At 72.9% G+C, this 18,198-nt stretch carries 16 protein-coding genes and 2 pseudogenes; 10 read left to right on the forward strand and 8 right to left on the reverse strand.

Annotated features, from left to right (window positions below):
* Positions 1 to 117 precede the first annotated feature (117 nt).
* The 3 genes from ACFWI8_RS00475 to ACFWI8_RS00485 form a co-directional block, all read right to left on the reverse strand.
* On the reverse strand, positions 118 to 525 hold the full coding sequence (locus ACFWI8_RS00475; protein ID WP_387083938.1) for a peptidase inhibitor family I36 protein: 408 nt from the start codon (positions 523 to 525) through the stop codon (positions 118 to 120).
* Positions 526 to 607: 82 nt separating this feature from the next.
* Positions 608 to 2,038, reverse strand: a complete 1,431-nt coding sequence (locus ACFWI8_RS00480; RefSeq protein ID WP_387083940.1) for a sugar porter family MFS transporter — start codon at positions 2,036 to 2,038, stop codon at positions 608 to 610.
* 213 nt (positions 2,039 to 2,251) lie between these two features.
* Positions 2,252 to 4,132: a hypothetical protein gene (locus tag ACFWI8_RS00485; RefSeq protein ID WP_387083942.1), complete on the reverse strand. Its 1,881-nt coding sequence runs from the start codon at positions 4,130 to 4,132 to the stop codon at positions 2,252 to 2,254.
* Between the two features lie 192 nt (positions 4,133 to 4,324).
* Here ACFWI8_RS00485 and ACFWI8_RS00490 point away from each other — a divergent pair, with 192 nt between their 5' ends.
* Both ACFWI8_RS00490 and ACFWI8_RS00495 read left to right on the forward strand, forming a co-directional pair.
* A complete protein-coding gene (locus tag ACFWI8_RS00490) occupies positions 4,325 to 5,392 on the forward strand; it encodes a LacI family DNA-binding transcriptional regulator (RefSeq protein WP_387083944.1) in 1,068 nt (355 codons plus the stop codon).
* Between the two features lie 49 nt (positions 5,393 to 5,441).
* A pseudogene (locus ACFWI8_RS00495) lies at positions 5,442 to 6,164 on the forward strand (hypothetical protein); the annotation flags it as partial.
* A 137-nt stretch (positions 6,165 to 6,301) separates the two neighbouring features.
* Here ACFWI8_RS00495 and ACFWI8_RS00500 read toward each other — a convergent pair.
* Both ACFWI8_RS00500 and ACFWI8_RS00505 read right to left on the reverse strand, forming a co-directional pair.
* A complete protein-coding gene (locus ACFWI8_RS00500) occupies positions 6,302 to 7,516 on the reverse strand; it encodes an RNA-guided endonuclease InsQ/TnpB family protein (protein ID WP_387083946.1) in 1,215 nt (404 codons plus the stop codon).
* The gene (locus ACFWI8_RS00505; protein WP_387083948.1) at positions 7,513 to 8,082 is read right to left on the reverse strand and encodes an IS607 family transposase; all 570 of its coding nucleotides are present in this window, start codon (positions 8,080 to 8,082) and stop codon (positions 7,513 to 7,515) included. Before ACFWI8_RS00505 ends, ACFWI8_RS00500 begins: the two co-directional genes overlap by 4 nt.
* A gap of 39 nt (positions 8,083 to 8,121) precedes the next feature.
* On the opposite strand from ACFWI8_RS00505, the gene ACFWI8_RS00510 reads away from it, so the two are divergent.
* From ACFWI8_RS00510 to ACFWI8_RS00520, 3 genes are all read left to right on the forward strand, one after another.
* On the forward strand, positions 8,122 to 8,265 hold the full coding sequence (locus ACFWI8_RS00510) for a hypothetical protein (RefSeq protein WP_387083950.1): 144 nt from the start codon (positions 8,122 to 8,124) through the stop codon (positions 8,263 to 8,265).
* A gap of 146 nt (positions 8,266 to 8,411) precedes the next feature.
* Positions 8,412 to 9,233, forward strand: a complete 822-nt coding sequence (locus tag ACFWI8_RS00515; RefSeq protein WP_387083952.1) for an ArsR/SmtB family transcription factor — start codon at positions 8,412 to 8,414, stop codon at positions 9,231 to 9,233.
* 40 nt (positions 9,234 to 9,273) lie between these two features.
* Entirely contained in the window at positions 9,274 to 10,185 is a 912-nt protein-coding gene (locus ACFWI8_RS00520; RefSeq protein ID WP_387083954.1) for an aminoglycoside phosphotransferase family protein, read from the forward strand.
* Positions 10,186 to 10,282: 97 nt separating this feature from the next.
* Here ACFWI8_RS00520 and ACFWI8_RS00525 read toward each other — a convergent pair whose 3' ends face one another.
* Together ACFWI8_RS00525 and ACFWI8_RS00530 are read right to left on the reverse strand one after the other, a co-directional pair.
* On the reverse strand, positions 10,283 to 10,957 hold the full coding sequence (locus tag ACFWI8_RS00525) for a lytic polysaccharide monooxygenase (protein ID WP_387083956.1): 675 nt from the start codon (positions 10,955 to 10,957) through the stop codon (positions 10,283 to 10,285).
* A 141-nt stretch (positions 10,958 to 11,098) separates the two neighbouring features.
* On the reverse strand, positions 11,099 to 11,911 hold the full coding sequence (locus ACFWI8_RS00530; protein WP_387083958.1) for an AraC family transcriptional regulator: 813 nt from the start codon (positions 11,909 to 11,911) through the stop codon (positions 11,099 to 11,101).
* Between the two features lie 72 nt (positions 11,912 to 11,983).
* On the opposite strand from ACFWI8_RS00530, the gene ACFWI8_RS00535 reads away from it, so the two are divergent.
* The 5 genes and pseudogenes from ACFWI8_RS00535 (at position 11,984) to egtD (ending at position 17,403) form a co-directional block, all read left to right on the forward strand.
* Complete coding sequence (locus ACFWI8_RS00535; protein WP_387083960.1) at positions 11,984 to 12,769, forward strand: phytanoyl-CoA dioxygenase family protein; 786 nt, start codon at positions 11,984 to 11,986, stop codon at positions 12,767 to 12,769.
* 266 nt (positions 12,770 to 13,035) lie between these two features.
* Positions 13,036 to 14,280 (forward strand): ergothioneine biosynthesis glutamate--cysteine ligase EgtA, encoded by a 1,245-nt coding sequence (egtA, locus tag ACFWI8_RS00540; RefSeq protein ID WP_387083962.1) that lies wholly within the window; start codon positions 13,036 to 13,038, stop codon positions 14,278 to 14,280.
* A 19-nt stretch (positions 14,281 to 14,299) separates the two neighbouring features.
* A complete protein-coding gene (gene egtB, locus ACFWI8_RS00545; protein WP_387083964.1) occupies positions 14,300 to 15,640 on the forward strand; it encodes an ergothioneine biosynthesis protein EgtB in 1,341 nt (446 codons plus the stop codon).
* Positions 15,640 to 16,377, forward strand: a pseudogene (gene egtC / locus ACFWI8_RS00550) (ergothioneine biosynthesis protein EgtC); the annotation flags it as partial. The gene egtB and the pseudogene egtC, both read left to right, overlap by 1 nt.
* Before the next feature lie 48 nt (positions 16,378 to 16,425).
* The gene (gene egtD, locus ACFWI8_RS00555) at positions 16,426 to 17,403 is read left to right on the forward strand and encodes an L-histidine N(alpha)-methyltransferase (protein ID WP_387084295.1); all 978 of its coding nucleotides are present in this window, start codon (positions 16,426 to 16,428) and stop codon (positions 17,401 to 17,403) included.
* Between the two features lie 79 nt (positions 17,404 to 17,482).
* On the opposite strand, the gene ACFWI8_RS00560 is transcribed toward egtD, so the two are convergent.
* Positions 17,483 to 18,157, reverse strand: a complete 675-nt coding sequence (locus tag ACFWI8_RS00560) for a CHAT domain-containing protein (RefSeq protein WP_387083966.1) — start codon at positions 18,155 to 18,157, stop codon at positions 17,483 to 17,485.
* Between the last annotated feature and the right edge of the window lie 41 nt (positions 18,158 to 18,198).

Below are 18,198 nucleotides of genomic sequence, written 5' to 3' on the forward strand. Positions count from 1 at the left end.
AACAGCGGCCTGGAACGCCGGCTCCCGGGTCGCACCCCCCACCCCGTGGTGTTTGGGCTCCGTCGGCGGGGGGCGCCCCCCCCCGGGGGGGGGCGGGCCCCCCGACAGGACCGACGGTCAGCCGTCCTCGCCGGGCGGGGTGCCGCAGCTCAGGCCGCCCGGGCCGCCGATCCCCACCGAGCTGAAGAAGTCCCGGTAGGTGGGGAAGAAGTTGCCCTTCCCGGTCGGGCCGGCGGAGGTGACGGCCGTGCAGCCGGTGTAGTTCGCGTCCGACCACAGGTAGATGGTCGAACCGGTCCGGTTCCAGTCCGACTTGGCCCGGTCGTCCATGCCGAGCGCCGCGAGGTCGGGCGTGCTCGCCGTCAGCGCGATCATGTCGCCGGTGCCGTCGAGGCCCGAGAACATGCAGTAGTGGCCGTCAGGACATCGGTCGTACCCCTCGGCCGCCTGCGCCGCGGAGGCCGGCAGCACGACGGCGGCGAGCGCCGCCGCCACCATGAGCAGGGCACGCATCGTGTTCCTCATCCGCATCACTCCTTGACCCGAGTACCTGCGCCCGAACGTTAGCGGGAGTCGGGCGGGCCGGGGAGACCCCGCGCTGCCGTCCTCAGGGCGCCTCTTCGAGCCGCCTTCCCCTGGTCTCGTCGACCACCGTGGCGACGAAGAGCGCGGACAGCAGTGCGAAGCCGGCGTAGAGCGCGTAGGTGGCCGAGAGGTTCCAGTCGGCGAGGCGCGGAAAGCTCTCCGTGACGGCCCAGTTGGCGATCCAGTTGGAGGCCGTCGCGACGGACATGGCGGCCGCGCGGATGCGGAAGGGGAACATCTCGCCGACCATGACCCACAGGATCACGCCCCACGAGACGGCGAAGAAGAAGACGAAGGTGTGGGCGGCCACCAGGGCCACGGCGCCCTGCGTGTCGGGGATCGAGATGTCGTCTCCGGTACCGCGCTTGTAGGAGAAGGCCCACGAGGCCAGTGCCAGGGACACGGCCATGCCGAACGAGCCGACCAGGGCCAGCGGCCTGCGGCCCACCCGGTCGATGAAGAGCATCGCCACGACCGTGCCGACGATGTTGACGATGGAGGTGGAGAGGCTGATCAGCAGCGAGTTGGCCTGGTCGATGCCGACGGACTGCCACAGGATCGACGAGTAGTAGAAGATCACGTTGATGCCGACGAGTTGCTGGAACACGGCCAGCCCGATGCCCGCCCAGACGATCGGCAGCAGGCCCAGGGAGCCGCCGAACAGGTCGCGCAGGCGCGGCCGGTGGGCGTGGCGCAGCCCGTGCTCGATCTCGGCGAGCCGGCCGTCGACGTCGACCTCGGGGCCGTGGGCCCGGATCACCGCCCGGCGCGCGTCCGCGGTCCGCCCCTTGGCCACCAGGTAGTGCGGGGACTCGGGGATGCGCGCGGTGAGGACCAGGTAGAGCAGCGCTGGGACGAGCGCGGCCGCCAGCATCCACTGCCAGACGTCCAGCGGGCCGAGCGGGCTCTCGCTGCGACCGCCGGCGCCCTTGGCGATGACCCAGTTGACGAGCTGTGAGGCGGTGATGCCGAGGACGATCGCGCCCTGCTGGAACGAGGCGAGCCGGCCCCGGTAGGCCGCGGGGGCGATCTCCGCGATGTAGGTGGGTCCGATGACCGAGGCCAGGCCGATCGCGACACCGCCCAGGGCGCGCCAGGCTCCCAGGTCCCAGACGGACAGCGCCAGCGCGGAGCCGACGGCGCTGACGGCGAAGAAGGCCGCGGCCGTGTGCATCACCCGCAACCGCCCCAACCGGTCGGCCAGTCGCCCGGCGACGGCGGCCCCCGCGGCCGAGCCGAGCAGGGCGACGGCGACGACCGTTCCGGTCTGCGCGGAGGAGACGTCGAAGTGGTGCTGGATGCCGATGACCGCGCCGTTGATGACGGCGCTGTCGTATCCGAAGAGGAAACCGCCGATCGCCGCGACGCCCGCGATGAGGACGCCGCGTCGCAGTTCCCCGGGCGCGGGGGCGGCGGCTCCGTCCGTCGGGTTCCGACCCGCGGTCGTGCTCATGCGGAACTCCTCGCCTCGGTTGGGTGTCCCGGTCGGCCGCCGACGTCGCGGGGTGCACCACCGGCTGTCCGGTTCATTGAGTTTCGCGGGGGAAATCCCCCTTCCGCCCACCCTAGATCGCCTGGCGCCGTGGGGGGCGGCCCCGGCGCGGCCCGCCGGGCGCCGCCGGCCCCCGCCCCCCGCCGACCCCCCCCCCACGGCGGGGACGGCGGCCTACCCCGCGTACCTGATGTTCGGCCTCGGCGGCTGGGCCATGCCGCTGCCGAGGTAGTAGTCGGGGTGGTGCGACTGCATGTAGCCCTTGAAGGTCATGGCGTTGCGGTAGGCGGGGTTGTGCGCCAGCGTGTACAGCCTGGTGGTCGACGGCTGGTTCGTCGTGAAGATGATCAGCTCGTCGTAGGCCGCGTTGGTGTACACGGCCTCCTCCCGCCAGTCCCCGAGCAGGTCGCCGACGAGGGTGGGGCCGCCCTGGGCGGCGGTGACCGCGCCGAAGTTCCAGGTGGAGACCAGCCGGGGCAGGCTGCCGGTCGGCGTCGGGTTCGCCGGGTCCCACTGCTCGATCTTGCCGTCGTTGAGCAGCTCCATCGAGAGGTCGCCGTCCCACCACAGGCCGAGCTGCGGCCAGGGCCGCAGCGAGGTGTTCGGCTCGGTGAGCCGGTTGCTGGGGGCGTTGTAGAGGCCGGAGAAGGACCAGACCTCCATGCCGGGGAAGCGCGGGTCGACGTCACCCGCCATGCCGCGGCCCACGTCGGCCGGGCTCCCGAAGTGTTCCCAGATCATGGAGCCGTTCGAGGCGTCGTAGTAGTACTCGAGCAGGCCGCTCGGGTTGCTCTGCTGCACGCCGTAGCCCTCCAGGCCCGGCCGGCTCGGGTCCAGGTCGGCGATGTGGAAGCGGTCGCCGTGGACGACGCCCTCGCCCGCCATCGAGTACTCCAACGTGCCGTCGCCGTCGAGCACGAACCCGATCTCGGCGATCTCGTCCGCCCCGTCGCCGTCGACGTCGAGGGCGCGGGTGTTGTGCCCGTCGGGGGCGTTCTGGTTGCCGCGCAGCCACTTCCACTGCAGGCTCAGGTTCTGGCCGCTCCACCGCCAGGCGGTCATCATCAGGTTGAAGCCCCCGTCGTCCCGGCGGTTCTTCATGTAGGCGACGAGGCTGGGCGTGGCGCCGTCGAGGTACGCCACCCCGAGGCGCGCCGCCATCGGGCCGTCGGCGAGGTAGTCGGTCGGCACCGCCGCCCAGTTGAGCAGCGCCCCGGTCCGCCCGTCGAGGATGGCCATGAACTGGCGGTTGTCGTCGGCGTGGGTCCAGGTCGTGCCGTCGCCGAAGGTGACGCCGTCGGCGATCCGCAACGCGACCTCGGCACGGCCGTCGCTGTTGAAGTCGTAGACGGTGACGCCGTCGTTGTGGCCGACGTCGATGGTGGAGGACCCCGGCTCGATGTTGTCCTGGTTCGTACTGTTCGGCCCCAGGTCGACCTCCCAGAGGAACCGCCCGTCGGAGGTGTAGGCCTCCAGCGTCTGGGGTGAGGTCTGGCGGTCCAGCACGTAGTCGTACTCGCCGTCCCCGTCGAGGTCGCCGGCCCAGACGAACTTCACCGGACCGCCGTCGCGCAACGGCACCCGGACCACCGGCTCCTGGGCGTGGTTGGCCGTCAGGGTGAAGGCGTCGCTCGGCGCCTGCTCCACCCCGTCGACGACCGGGCGCACGTGGTAGCTGTTGGACCGCGTCAGGTCGGCGGTGGTGTCGACGTAGTTGGTGCCGCCGGCCAGGACGGCGGAGTTGACCCTGGTGTAGGCGCCCCCCGCGGTCGACCGGTACACGTTGAAACCGATGCCCTGCGGGTCGAGGCCGAGCAGTCGCCAGGAGACCAGGACCTGGCTGGCGCCGCTGCGCACGGCCACGACCCCGCGGCCGAGGTCCTCCATCGGCCGGGCGGCCAGCGCCGCCTCCGCCCCGTTCGGGAGCGCCGTCGGCGGCGGGCCGGACGACGCGGGGCTCGGGGTGCCGGTGAGCAGCGTCGCGCAGAGCGCGAGGAACACCGTGGCGATGGTGGCCGCCCCGCGACGGGGTACCCACCGTTGTTTGCCGTTCACGCAGACCTCCTCGGCTGCCGGAACGAATGAGTTAAACCGTTTACACAACCCGAGAGAAAAGCAAAGGGTCACGTACACGTCAAGATTCCGCGCACGGCCGGATCCCCCGACTTCAGCGGCTTGACGCACCGCACCGCCTGCTCCACGATCAAGGTTCAACCGGTTACACGCGGAGGGACACAGGGAGGACGGATGCCTCGCCGAGCCACGCCCGAGGACGGTCGCCCCCGCCCCCCGACGATCCGGGACGTGGCCGCCCGCGCCGGCGTCTCGGTCGCCACCGTCTCGCGCATCCTGTCCGGCTCGTACCCCAACGCTCCCGCCACCCGCGGCAGGGTGATGCGCGCCGTGCGCGATCTCGACTACGTGGCCAACCCGCATGCCCGAGGGCTCGCGGGGGCGCGGCCCAGGAGCGTGGCCATCGTGGTCAACTCCGTCACCTCGCCGCACTACGCCCATGTCGCGCAGGGGGTGCAGGAGCAGGCCGCGCGCGCGGGCCGGCTGTGCATCGTCGGCACCACCGGCGGGGATCCCGAGCGGGAGTTGGACATGGTCCACCTGATGCGCGAGGAGCACGTCGAGGCCCTGGTCCTGGTGGGCAACGTGGTCGCGGACGACGCCTACCGGGCACGCATGACGGACTACGCCCGCGCGCTGGCCCTGGTGGGCTCGCGGCTGGTGCTCTGCGGCCGGCCGCCGATGGGCCCCGGGATCCCGGCCATCGTGGTCGAGTACGACAACACCGCCGGCGCCCACGCCGCCACCAGCCACCTGCTCTCGGCCGGCCACCGCCGGGTCCTCTTCCTGGGCCGCCGGCCGGGGCACACCACCCAGGACAGCCGGCTCGCCGGCTACCGCGCGGCGCTCGCGGCGCACCGCCTGCCGCACGATCCGGCGCTCGAGGTCGACGGCACCATGGAGCGGCACGAGGGCCACCGCATGATGCGCGAGCGACTCGACCGGGGGCCCAGGGACTTCACCGCGGTCTTCGCCGTCAACGACCTGATCGCCGCCGGCGCGCGCGAGGCCCTGCGGGCCCGGGGGCTGCGCGTCCCGGAGGACGTCTCCCTGGTCGGGTTCGACGACCTGCCGCCGGCCGCCGACATCGACCTCACCACCGTGCACGTCCCGCACCGCGAACTGGGGCACACCGCGGTACGGCTGGCCCTGGACGACGAGACGCCCGACGCCACCCGGCACGTCGTGCTCGGCACCCACGTCGTCGTCCGCGACTCGGTGCGCCCGGTGCCGCCCGGCTGACCACGAACCGCCTGGTGGGGGCGAGGTACCCAGTGCGAAGGGGACCTCCGTGAGACGCAGAACGCTGTTGGCCGCCACCGGCGCCACCGTGCTCGGCGGCCAACTCGCCACCAGCACCGCCCGGGCGGACGCCACCGTGGTGATCGACCCGGCCGCCGACCAGGGCGCCTGGGAGGGCTGGGGAACGTCCCTGGCCTGGTGGGCGAACGTCTTCGGCGAGCGCGACGACTTCGCCGACGCCTTCACCCTGGGCTCAGCCCTGGAACCAGCACCAGTTCGCCACCTACCTGGCGACCACGGCACGCCGGGCCAGGGACTCCTGGGGCGTGTCCTTCGTCTCCATCGAGCCCTTCAACGAGCCGTCCTCGAACTGGTGGCGCGCGGACGGCACCCGGGAGGGCTGCTTCATCGACGCCGGCGTCCAGGCCCCGTGCTGGGGCACCTGCGCACCGAACTGGACAGGCTCGGCCTCGGCTCCACCACGATCGCCGCCTCGGACGAGACCGGCTACGACCTGGCGCGCACCACGTGGAACTCCTTCTCCTCGACCACCCGCGCCCTCGTCGGCCGGGTCAACGTGCACGGCTACCAGAACGCCGCGGGCCGCCGGGACCTGCTGCAGCGGGACGTGGCCGCTGCCGGCAAGGCGCTGTGGAACTCCGAGACCGGCGACGGCGACGGCGACGCCTCGGGCCTCTCGCTGGCCACCAACCTCCTCCTCGACTTCCGCTGGCTGCGCCCCTCCGCCTGGGTCTACTGGCAGGTGATGGACCGTTGCGTGATTCTCAGCGGTTCTCTCGCTGGGTCTCTTCCTGTTTCATCGACCGCGGCCAACTCCGGAGAGTGAGGTCTTACGTGGTCTCCACGAGGCGTTTTGACTCTCCGGGGAACTTCCCGGCGAGCTGGTTCTCAGAGTTCTTCGAGCATCTTGGCCAGGAGGTTCCCGGCGGCGTTGTCGTCCCGGTCGTGGCAGGTACCGCATCCGGTGCACACCCACACGCGGTCGGCCAGGGCCAGGGCGCGGTTGATCCGGCCGCAGTCTCCGCACGTCCTGGAGGAGGGGAACCAGCGGTCGGCCTTCCATACGGTCGCCCCGTACCAGTTGGCCTTGTACTCCAACTGCCGTACGAACTCGCCGAGCCCGGCGTCGCTGAGCGCCTGTGCGAGTCTGCGGTTTCGCACCATTCCCTTGACGTGCAGGGTTTCCACAGCGATGGCCGACTTGGTTCTCGTCAGCCTGGTGGTGGTCTGGTGCAGGAACTCCCGGCGCCGGTCGGCGACGCGAAGGTAGAGCCGGCTCAGACGCTTACGCGCCTTGGCCCGGTTCTTGGAGTCCTCGGCCGCTCGGGCCAGCTTCTTGTTCGCCCAGCGCAGGGCACGCTGTGCGGCATTGAGCGACTTGGGAGCGTGGATCTCCTCCCGGCTGCCATCACTGTTGCGGATGACGGCGAAGGTCTTCAAGCCGAGGTCGATGCCGCACTTCGGAGCGTCGTCATCGACCTGGTGATGCTTGTTGATGTCGTCGCGGTCCACCTCGATCTGGAAGGAGATCCACCAGCGTCCGGCCTGCTCCTTGATGGTGGCGCCGAGTACGCGCGCCTTGCCGGCGGCCATCCGGTCGGTGAGCCACGACATGTCCTCACGGGTGGCCACGTCGCCGATGGACGGAAGGCGCACCGTGTGCGTGTTGATGGGCTTGGCGCGGTCGGCGTCGTAGCGGAATCGGGAGCCATGCTTGCGCTTGCGCCACTTCGGCCAGCCCATGCGGGCACCGCCACGCTTCCCGGCGCGGGAGTCGAAGTAGTTCTTGATGCCGGCCGCCCGCACCCGGCAGGCTTCCTTCGGGATACGGGAGGACAGCTCGCTCTCGGCGAACCACGGGTAGCGCTCGGGATGAGCAGCGCGCCATTCCTTCTCCAAGGCCGGTGCGGACCAGGGGACCTTGGTCAGCTCGTCTTCGGGGATGCCGTAGGTCTTCTCCGCCTCCTGCTGGGCCTTCTTCTTCCGCACGGTCTCCAGGCAGAAGTTCTCCACCACCCGCGACAGGCCACAGTGACGGCCCATGCGGGCGGCCTGCTCCTCGTCGGGGGCGAGTTCGAACCGAAGCCCATGCTTGTGGCTCACGCGCCCTCCGCCGCGGCCTCAAGGGCCTTCTTCGCCCGGTTACGGGCGGCGCGCTTGCCGTACAGGCGCGCACACATCGACGTCAGTACCTCGGTCATGTCCCGCACCAGGTCATCTGTGGTCTCCTCCGGATCGAGGACGACCAGGCGGCGCCCGGACGCCGACAACACGGCTTCCAGATACTCGACACCGAACCGGGCCAGCCGGTCGCGGTGCTCGACCACAATCACAGCCGCCTGCGGGTCGGACAGCAGGCGATGCAGCTTGCGACGCCGCCCGTTCAGCCCCGAGCCGACCTCGGTCACGACCTCCGCGACCGGCAGGCCCAGACCAGTGGCCCCCTGGACCACCCGCGCCACCTGCCGGTCAAGGTCCGGCTTCTGGTCCGCCGACGAAACCCGGCAGTACGCCACGACACGGCCGGACGCCTCCGAGACGGGCTCGTCGACCAGCCACGTACCGGACGGCGTCTGGCGCACCGGGACCGGCATACGGCCCTCTTTCGCCCACGCCCACGCGGTCTGATAGTGCACGCCTTTACGCGCCGCCCACTCGGAAAGCTTCACACGATCAAGATAAAGGATGAGAAAGACTGAGATTCACTGATGAATCACGCAACGGCTGAAGCCCCACCCCCGGCGCGGGCGCTCGTCGCGTACGACCCGGCGGCGCTGGCGGCCGGCACCGTGGCCGTCCCCTTCACCACCGGGCAGGTGCAGACGCTCCAGATCGACGGGGTGACGGACTGACGGAGTGACGCGACGGCGGCTTCGGCGGCGCCGGGCACCCCACCCGGTGCCGCCGAAGCCGATCGGGCGGTGCGCGGATTGACATGCAGCCGTTTGGCTGCCTATCGTTTTCAGGCAGCCAAACGGCTGCCTGTCGGAGGGCGAAGATGGACGAGGTCTTCAAGGCGCTGGCCGACGCCGGCCGCCGGCGGCTGCTTGACAGCCTGAACACCCGCAACGGGCAGAGCCTGCGCGAGCTGTGCTCCGAGCTGGACATGGCCCGGCAGTCGGTCAGCAAGCACCTGGCCCTCCTGGAGTCGGCCAACCTGATCACCACCGTCCGCCAGGGCCGGGAGAAGCTCCACTACCTCAACGCCGAGCCGATCAACGCCATCGCCGAACGCTGGATCAGCCGCTACGACCGCGAGCGGCTGCGCGCGCTCGCCGACCTCAAGCACGCACTGGAGAACACCGCCATGGACAGCACCGCGTTCGTCTACACCACCTACATCAGGACCACGCCGGAGAAGCTCTGGCAGGCCCTGATCGACCCGGCCTTCACCCGCCGCTACTGGGGCCCGGAGTTCGTCAGCGACTGGCGGACCGGATCGACCATGACCTGGCAGGAGCACGGCGCACGGACCGTCGACCCCGAACAGGTCGTCCTGGAGTCCGCCCCCTACCGGCGGCTCTCCTACACCTGGCACACCTTCACGCCCGCGTGGGCCAGGGCCGCGGGCGTGGACGACGAGACCCTCGCCAGGATCGCCGCCGAGCGGCGCTCCAAGGTCACCTTCGAGATCGAACCCGTCGGCGAGACGGTCAGGCTGACCGTCGTCCACGACGGCTTCGAGCCCGGCAGCACGGTCCGCGAGATGATCCAGCACGGCTGGCCCGCCCTGCTCTCCAGCCTCAAGACCCTGCTGGAGACCGGCGACGCCCTCCCGGAGCCCGAGCCCACCGACGGGAACGGCCGGCACCCCGGGTAAATCGATTGCCCTCGGCCTGCCGCGCGGACACGATCGCGGCATGGCTTCCCCCTCCCCCGCCGACGGCCGCGCGGGCATCGACGCGGCCCTGGTACGGCGCCTGATCGCCGCGCAGTTCCCGCGGTGGAGCGACCTGGCGGTGACGCCGGTGGCGGTCGACGGCTGGGACAACCGCACCTACCGGCTCGGCACGGAACTGACCGTGCGCCTCCCGACGGCCGCCGGCTACGTCCCCGCCGTCGCCAAGGAGGACCGCTGGCTGCCCGAGCTCGCGCCGCTGCTGCCCCTGCCCGTGCCCCCGATCGTGGCCCGGGGGGCGCCGGGCGAGGGCTACCCGTTCGACTGGTCGATCCGCCGCTGGCTCGACGGCGAGGTCGCCCGTCCCGAACGCATCGACGACATGCGGGAGTTCGCCACCTCGCTGGCCGAGTTCCTCCGCGCGCTGCAACGGGTCGACGCCACGGCGGGACCGGCGGCGGGCGCCCACAGCTTCTACCGCGGCGCGCCGCTGACCCACTACGACGACGAGACCCGCCGCACCCTGGCGCTGCTGGCGGGCCGCGTCGACACCGACCGGGCCGCCGCCGTGTGGGCCGCGGCGCTGAAGGCGGACTGGCACGGACGCCCCGTGTGGTTCCACGGCGACATCGCGGCCAACAACCTCCTGGTCAGGGACGGCCGACTGGCCGCCGTCATCGACTTCGGCACCTCGGGCGTCGGCGACCCCGCCTGCGATCTGGTGATCTCCTGGACGATGCTGTCCGGCGCCGGCCGGGAGGCCTTCCACCGCACCATGGACCAGGACGAGCCCATGTGGGCGCGGGCCCGCGGCTGGGCCCTGTGGAAGGCCCTCATCAGCCTGGCCCAGCACATCGACACCGACCCGGAGCAGGCCGCCGAACACCGCCGCGTCCTCGACGAGGTCCTGGCCGACCACGACCGGCTCGGCTGACCCGCCGGGGCGTACCGAACGGCACCGCCCACCGGGCCCCGTCGGGGCCCGGTGGGCGGTTGGAGTCCCACCGGCCGGGGTTCACCGGCCGGTCGGCTCAGGTGAAGTTGACGTCGCTGCAGATGAAGTACGTCTGGTCCAGGTGCGACGCCTGCCAGACGGTGTAGACGATGTGGTGGCCGGTGCGGCCCGGGGCGCTGACGTCGAAGGTGATGTCCTGCGCCGGCGGGTAGCTGCCGGTCTCCGCCACGAGTTCCAGGTCGTCCCAGCCCAGGGCCTCGGTGGTGGGGTCGAAGCCCTGCCTGGTGACGTACACCTCGAAGAAGTCGGCGCCGTGCCTGGCCGTGTCGTACAGGTGGACGCTGAAGTCGTTGTCGACGTCCGTCGTGGTCCACCGGCCCGGCCGGTCGAGCGAGGTGGCCAGACCGCCCTGGGCGTCACCGGCGCTGCACAGCTTCCCGTCGGGGATCGCGCTCCAGTCGCCCGCCAGGTTCTCCCGGAACAGGCTCATCCAGTTCCACATGGTGTTCGGGTTGGCCTGGAACGCCTGCCAGCACATGGGGTCTTCCTGCGCCATGTCCGGGTTGAGGTGGTCGCTGCCCCAACGCTCCCAGCAGCCGTAGCTGCGGGAGGCCGGGTCCACGATCGAGCCGTGGGCGCTGGCCGAGTCGCTCCACGGGCTCATGAACAGGGCCAGCAGGCCGACGACGCCGGCCAGCGTCGATGCCATCAGCCGCGTCGTCCAGCGGCGTGTGGGGGTGTCTGCGTTCATCGTGCGGTCTCCGTCTTCCGGAAGGATGTGGGGGTTCAGCTGCTTTCCGGTCATGGGAGCGCTCCCAAATTCACGGTGACTCCCTACCCGACGACACACCGCCGAAACAGTCCCCCGGAAGGCGCGGGCCCCGGACAGGGCCTAAGCCCGGAAGCGTTCCCGGTACCGGGCCGGGCTGAGGCCGAAGTGCCGGCGGAAGCGGCGGCTCGCGTAGTTGGGGTCCGGCCAGCCCACCCGGCGCCCGACCGCCGCGACCGGCAGGTCCGTCTCGATCAGCAGCGCCGCCGCGCGTTCCGCCCGCAGCCGCCCCAGGTACGCCATGGGCGGCACCCCCATCCGCCGAGTGAACAGCCGGGCCAGTCGTCCCGGGGACAACCCGGCCTCGCCGGCGAGGCGTTCGACCGTCCACCCCGCCGCCACGTCCCGCTCCAGCAGTCGCGCCGCGGCCATGACCGCCGGGTGCGCCCGCGCGGGCGACTCCCCGCCCGGCGGCAGCGCCCCACCCAGCACGCACAGCAGGAGACCCACCCGCACCGCCCGTGGCGCCCCACCCGCGGCCAGCGCCGCCAGGCTCGACTCCGCGAGCGCCAGCCCGGCGCCGGTCAGCGGCGGGAGCACGGCCGAGCCGTGCAGGGCCTCGGCGAACCGGGGATCCGCGCGCAGCCAGGCGAGTTCGTGGTCGAGCACCTCGGACCCGACGTAGACGTTGTGGACCGCGAGACCGGCGCAGGCGTCGTAGCCGTGCCAGTCGCCGGGACGCAGCAGCACCACCGAGCCCCGCTCCAGCCGCCGTTCGCCCGCCATCGACACGTGCGTCGCGCTGCCGCCCGTCACCACGGCGAGTTCGAGGAAGTCGTGGCTGTGCGCGGCGGTGGCCTCGGTCAGCTCGTGGCGCTCGGCCACCACGTGGTGCTCGCCCGGCGGGAAGACGTCCGCTCTGCGCACCCGGTGCATGACGGGATTGTGCTACACGACGAGCGGTTCCGTGCTGTCGAGGTGGGCGGGCGCCCTGCGAGCGTGAGGCGCATGACATCGAGCACCGAGCACCCCCGCACCTCCCCCGGCACGCTCACCGAGGAGCAGGTCGCCCGCTATCGCCACGACGGTTTCGTCCACCTGCCGGGGGTCGTCTCCCGACCGGACGCCGCGCGGTGGGCGAAGGCCGCGCTGGCCGCCCGCGAGCGGCTGGCCGACCACCACTCCGGCGCCACCTTCACCCAGCTGCTCCAGCTGTGGCGGCACGACGAGGAGCTGCGCGAGCTGACGCTCGACCCGGGTCTCGCGGCCATCGCCACCCGGCTGGCCGGCGTCCCGCTGCGGCTCTGGCACGACCAGCTGCTCATCAAGGAGCCGCACAACGGCGCCGCCACCGAGTTCCACCAGGACCAGCCGTACTGGCCGCACGTCGGCTCCCGGCACGCGCTGTCCGCCTGGGTGGCGCTGGTCGACGTGCCGGCGGAACGGGGCTGCATGACGTTCATCCCCGGCAGTCAGCGGCTGACGGGGCTGCGCGCCCAGGACCTGACCGACCAGGACGACCTGCTGAACCTGGCGCCGGAGCTGCGCTTCCGGCCGCGCGTCACCGTGCCGTTGCGGGCCGGCGACTGCACGTTCCACGACTCCCGGCTGGCGCACACCGCGACGCCGAACCACACCGATGACCCGCGCGTCGCGCATGTCGTGATCTACGTGGACGCCGACACCCGCCTCGCCCCCGAGCCGGCCCACCCGGTGACCGAGCCACTCGGCCTGGCGCCGGGCGACCGGCTGCCGGACGCGCACTTCCCGCGGTTCGAGGCGACCCGGCGGTGAACAGGCCCGGGGACGCCGGCCAGGCGAGGGCCGGGCCGGCGTCGACGTGGAAGAGGCGCACGGCGGACCCGATGTGGGTATACGAGGAGCCGTACGCGGCCGTGCGCGCGCTCGCCGGCCGGGTCGTCCGCAACCCGAGCACCTGAAGATCACCGAAGCCTACGTCGACGTACGACCCCACGCGTGGTCGGAGCGGTTCACGCTCGTCGCTCCGTTCCGCTCCGACCGCGCCGCGTCGTCCGACGGGAGAGACGGGAGCAGAGTCGATGCGCGAAGAACTCAGAGAGCAGGAGGCGGAAGCGTATGTGCGTGGCGTGTGCTTCAAGACCGGACCGCCCGAGCGGGTCGGCGTGGAGACCGAGTGGCTGGTCCAGGACCGCAGGGACCCTCGGCTCCCCGTCTCCGACGACCGGCTGATCGCGGCCCTCGCGCCGGTCGCCGCCGCGGACGCGCTCCCCGGGGGAAGCAGGCTCACCCGAGAGCCGGGTGGCCAGGTGGAGCTGAGTTCGCCGCCGGCCCGCTCGCTCGCGGCGTGTGTCGAGGCGACGGCCGCGGATCTCGCCGCGCTGCGCGACGCCGTCGACCGCGCCGGTCTGGCGCTCGTCGGCCAGGGCCTGGACCCGTACCGCGAGCCGCCCCGGGTGCTCGACCATCCTCGCTACCGTGCCATGGAGGGTTTCTTCGACCGCGAGGGCCCCTGGGGCCGCGTGATGATGCGGCGCACCGCCTCCGTGCAGGTCAATCTGGACTCCGGGGACGACTCCGACGGCTTCTCCGGCTACCGCCGCCGCTGGGAACTCGCCCACCGGATCGGTCCCGTCCTCGTCGCCGCCTTCGCCAACTCCCCCCTGCGGGACGGCCGCCCGACCGGATGGCTCTCCACCCGCCAGGCCCTCTGGACCCGGATGGACGCCGGTCGCACCCGGCACCCCCGCCACCACCGGGACCCGCGCGTCGCCTGGAGCCGTTACGCGCTCGACGCGCGGGTGATGTGCGTCCGCGGCGCGGACGACCGTGACTGGTCAGCGCCGCCGGGGCTGACCTTCCGCGCCTGGCTGCGCGGCGTCCCGGGGCTCCGGACCGCCACGCGGGCCGACCTCGACTACCACCTCGGCACGCTCTTCCCACCGGTCAGACCGCGTGGCTGGCTGGAGTTGCGGATGGTCGACGCCCAGCACGGCGACGGTTGGATCGTGCCGACCGTCCTGGCGGCGACCCTCCTCGACGACCCCGCCGCCTGCGACGCCGCCCTGGCGGCGACCGAGCCGCTGTGCCGGGACCGCGAGCCCTTCCCCGTCGACGAGGTCTGGCGACGGGCGGCCCGCGTCGGTCTCGCCGATCCGGACCTCGCGAAGGCGGCTCGTGTCTGCTTCGCCGCGGCCGACGGCGCCCTGGCGCGCCACGGGGCCCCCGCGGCGCTGCGGCGGGCGCTGGCCGTCTTCGCCGAGCGCTATCCGGAACGTGGCCGATGTCCCGCCCATGACCAGTTGGACGCGCTCAGCCGCGCGTGACCCGCCGAAAGGGCAAGCCATGACGTACCAGCACCACGGCACCACCATGTCCGTCGCCGCCCGGGCCGCGTTGGAGACCGCCCGCCGCCGGACCCTGCGCCTCACCGACCCGGTCACCGACGCCGATCTCGTCGCCCAGCACTCGCGGCTGATGTCGCCCCTGGTGTGGGACCTGGCCCACATCGCCAACCAGGAGGACCTGTGGCTGGTGCGCACGGCCGGTCGGCGCGCCGGGCTGCGTCCCGACCTCGACCCGCTCTACGACGCCTTCCGGCACCCACGCGCCGACCGGCCGGCCCTGCCGTTGCTGGGGCCGGCCGCCGCCCGCGACTACCTGACCGCCGTCCGCGCCGCGGCCCTCGAGGTGCTGGACGGCGCCGACACCTCGCCCGACAACCCGGATCCGCTGCTGGCGGACGGTTTCGTCTTCGGCATGCTCGCCCAGCACGAGCAGCAGCACGACGAGACGATGCTCGCCACCCTGCAACTGCGCGAGGGCGCCCCGGTCCTGCACGCGCCGGCGCCGCCGCCCGCGCCCGCCGACGCGGCCACGCTGCCCCGGGAGGTGCTGGTCCCCGGCGGCCCGTTCACGATGGGCACCAGCACCGACCCGTGGGCGCTGGACAACGAACGCCCGCACCACGTGGTGGACGTCCCCGCGTTCTGGCTGGACACGGTGCCCGTCAGCAACGCCGCCTACCAGGAGTTCATCGCGGCCGGCGGCTATCGCGAGCCCCGCTGGTGGACCCCGGAGGGCTGGCGGCACGTGCGGACGGCGGGTCTCGAGGCGCCGCTGTTCTGGCGTCGGGAGGGCGACCGGTGGCTGCGCCGCCGGTTCGGCGTCACCGAGGAGGTCCCGCCCGACGAGCCGGTGCTGCACGTGTGCTGGTACGAGGCCGACGCGTACGCCAGGTGGACGGGACGGCGGCTGCCGACCGAGGCGGAGTGGGAGAAGGCGGCGCGCCACGACCCGGCCACCGGCCGCTCCCGCCGCTACCCCTGGGGTGACGCGGAGCCGGGGCCCGAGCACGCCAACCTCGGCCAGCGCCACCTCCAGCCCGCGCCGGTCGGCGGCTATCCGGCCGGCGCCGCGCCGAGCGGCGCCCGGCAACTGGTCGGCGACGTCTGGGAGTGGACGGCCTCGGACTTCGCCCCCTACCTCGGATTCACCGCCTTCCCCTACAAGGAGTACTCCGAGGTCTTCTTCGGCCCCGACTACAAGGTGCTGCGCGGCGGCGCCTTCTCCGTCGACCCGGTGGCCTGCCGCGGCACCTTCCGCAACTGGGACTTCCCCGTCCGGCGGCAGATCTTCGCCGGCTTCCGCACCGCCAGGGACGCCTCGGGGGAGGGCCGCGCCTGATGTGCCGTCATCTCGCCTACCTGGGGCCGCCGGTGACGCTCGCGCGGTTGCTCACCGAGCCGGCGCGCGGCCTGTACGAGCAGTCCTGGCGGCCCGCGCGGCAGCGGCACGGCACGGTGAACGCCGACGGGTTCGGCATCGGCTGGTACCCGGCCGTGCCGGACGCCGCCGAGGGCGACGCCGGCCTTCCCCGGCCCGCCCGCTACCGCCGCGCGGTGCCGGTCTGGGCCGACGCCAACTTCCCCGAGCTGGCCGGGACGATCAGCAGCCACGCCGTGCTCGCCGCGGTCCGCTCGGCCACCGCAGGCACCACCCAGGACGAGTCGGCGGCGGCGCCCTTCCGGGACGGGCACTGGCTGTTCAGCCACAACGGCGCCGTCCCCGACTGGACCCGGCTGCCCACCGACCTGACCGCCGCGGAGGCGCTCGCGCTCGAGGCGCACAGCGACTCGGCCCTGCTGTGGGCCCTGCTCACCCGCCGGCTGCGGCGGGGCGAACCGCCGGCCGGCGCGCTGGCCGCGGTGGTCCGCCGGGTCGGCGCGGCCCGGCCCACCGCCCGGTTGAACCTCCTCCTCACCGACGGCCGCGTGATCGCCGCGACCGCCTGGGGGGACACCCTCTGGTACCGGGCCGGACCGGCCACGGTCCTGGTCGCCTCGGAACCCGACGACGCGCCGGGCGACTGGCGTGAGGTCCCCGACCACTCGCTGCTGCTGGCCACGACGGCCGGCGTGCGGATCACCCCCCTGCGCCCTCCGCTCCCCCATCCCAAGGAACGACGCCCCATGGCCGACCACGGCTTCACGCTCGACGACCGGCTGCCCGCCGACCACTTCACCACCACCCTCCACGCGGACGTGCGCGAAGGGCTCGGCCGCGCGCCGCGCGGCCTCTCCCCCAAGTGGTTCTACGACGAGCGCGGCAGTGACCTGTTCGAGCGGATCACCCGCCTTCCCGAGTACTACCTGACGCGCGCCGAGCAGGAGATCCTGGTCCGCCGCGCCCCGGAGATCGCCGCGCTGACCCGCGCCACGACCCTGATCGAGCTGGGTTCGGGCTCCTCCCGCAAGACCCGGCTGCTGCTCGATGCGCTGACCGCCGCCGGCACGCTGCGCCGCTACGCACCCCTGGACGTCAGCGCCCCCGCGCTGGAAGCGGCCGGGATCGCGATCCACCGCGACTACCCGGGGCTCGCGGTCTCCGCCACCGTCGCCGACTTCGAGTCCGAGCTCGTGCTGCCCGGGGATCCTGGCCCACGGCTGCTGGCCTTCCTCGGCAGCACCGTCGGCAACTTCGACGAGCCGCAGCGGCACGCCTTCTTCCGGTCCCTGTCGCGCGCGCTCAGCGGCGACGACGTGCTGCTGCTCGGGGCCGACCTGGTCAAGGAGCCCGAGATCCTGGTCCGCGCCTACGACGACGCGGCCGGCGTCACCGCCGAGTTCAACCGGAACGTGCTGCGCGTCCTCAACCGCGAACTGGGCGCCGACTTCGACCCCGACCGCTTCGACCACGTCGCCCTGTGGAACCCGGAGTTCGAACGCGTCGAGATGCGGCTGCGGGCCCGCGCCACCCAGACCGTCAAGATCCCCGACCTGGATCTCACGCTCGAACTCGCCGCGGGCGAGGACCTGCGCACGGAGCTGTCGTGCAAGTTCCGCCGTGCCGCCCTCACCGCCGAGCTCGAACGAGGCGGCCTGACCGTCCGCCGCTGGTGGACCGACCCGGCCGGTCGCTTCGCGCTCCTCATGGCGGTCCCGACGTAGTCTCGGCGCGGAAGGTGGCCGGACGGACCTCGTCCGCCCGGCCACCGGTCAGCGCGGGTACGGTCCTTCGGCGCCGAGCTCAATGTGCCGCCGGGTTGCCCTGGTGGGTGAAGGCGGCCCACAGGTGGATCCGGTCGAGGTCGGCGCGGGCGGCCTCGCGGCGCAGGGGGTCGCCGAGGCCGGGCGGCGGTCGGCGGTCCGGGTCGAGCATCCACAGTTGGGCGGCGCGCAGCGCGTCGGCGGGGGCGAGGCCCCGGCCGGTGAGGAAGTCGTGGAACACGGACATCATCAGCGCGGTCGCGCTGTCCCTGACGGCCCAGCGGGAGCCGACCACGTCGGCCGCGCCCCGGGCGACCAGGGCCGTGGAGAGGGTCAGCGCCTCGTCGTGGTCGCCCGTGCTCAGGTCGGTCTCGCAGGCGCTGAGCACGACCAGCGGGCCGTCCGCACCGGGTGCCGCGGCCTCGGCGTGGTCCAGGATCCGGGCGACGGTCAACTCCCCGTCGGCCAGCGAGAGCGCGGACCGGGTGGGGCTCGGGCCCGCCACGCCGTGGCAGGACACGTGCAGGACCGCTGCCGGCCGGCCGCCGCCCGGCAGCACGGCCAGCAGGTCCTCGCAGCTTCCCGGCGCGTCCGGCACGCCCTCGGCGGCCACGAACTCGCCGTACCGGTGGGCGTCCGGGTAGCAGGCCGCGCGCAGTGCCTCCGTCTCGATCTCCGCCCAGGCCAGGCTGAGTCGCGGGTCGGTGACCAACACCCGGTGCCCGGCGGTGGGCAGCCGGTCGCGGGCGGCGGCCT

The organism is Streptomyces sp. NPDC127098 (genome assembly GCF_042722465.1).
GTDB lineage: Bacteria > Actinomycetota > Actinomycetes > Streptomycetales > Streptomycetaceae > Streptomyces > Streptomyces millisiae.

Coding starts and splice junctions, on each gene's coding strand:
- ACFWI8_RS00475 (WP_387083938.1), bottom strand. CDS start 525: ATGAGGAACACGATGCGTGCCCTGCTCATGGTGGCGGCGGCGCTCGCC.
- ACFWI8_RS00480 (WP_387083940.1), bottom strand. CDS start 2,038: ATGAGCACGACCGCGGGTCGGAACCCGACGGACGGAGCCGCCGCCCCC.
- ACFWI8_RS00490 (WP_387083944.1), top strand. CDS start 4,325: ATGCCTCGCCGAGCCACGCCCGAGGACGGTCGCCCCCGCCCCCCGACG.
- ACFWI8_RS00510 (WP_387083950.1), top strand. CDS start 8,122: ATGAATCACGCAACGGCTGAAGCCCCACCCCCGGCGCGGGCGCTCGTC.
- ACFWI8_RS00515 (WP_387083952.1), top strand. CDS start 8,412: ATGGACGAGGTCTTCAAGGCGCTGGCCGACGCCGGCCGCCGGCGGCTG.
- ACFWI8_RS00520 (WP_387083954.1), top strand. CDS start 9,274: ATGGCTTCCCCCTCCCCCGCCGACGGCCGCGCGGGCATCGACGCGGCC.
- ACFWI8_RS00525 (WP_387083956.1), bottom strand. CDS start 10,957: ATGAACGCAGACACCCCCACACGCCGCTGGACGACGCGGCTGATGGCA.
- ACFWI8_RS00530 (WP_387083958.1), bottom strand. CDS start 11,911: ATGCACCGGGTGCGCAGAGCGGACGTCTTCCCGCCGGGCGAGCACCAC.
- ACFWI8_RS00535 (WP_387083960.1), top strand. CDS start 11,984: ATGACATCGAGCACCGAGCACCCCCGCACCTCCCCCGGCACGCTCACC.
- egtA (WP_387083962.1), top strand. CDS start 13,036: ATGCGCGAAGAACTCAGAGAGCAGGAGGCGGAAGCGTATGTGCGTGGC.
- egtB (WP_387083964.1), top strand. CDS start 14,300: ATGACGTACCAGCACCACGGCACCACCATGTCCGTCGCCGCCCGGGCC.
- egtD (WP_387084295.1), top strand. CDS start 16,426: ATGGCCGACCACGGCTTCACGCTCGACGACCGGCTGCCCGCCGACCAC.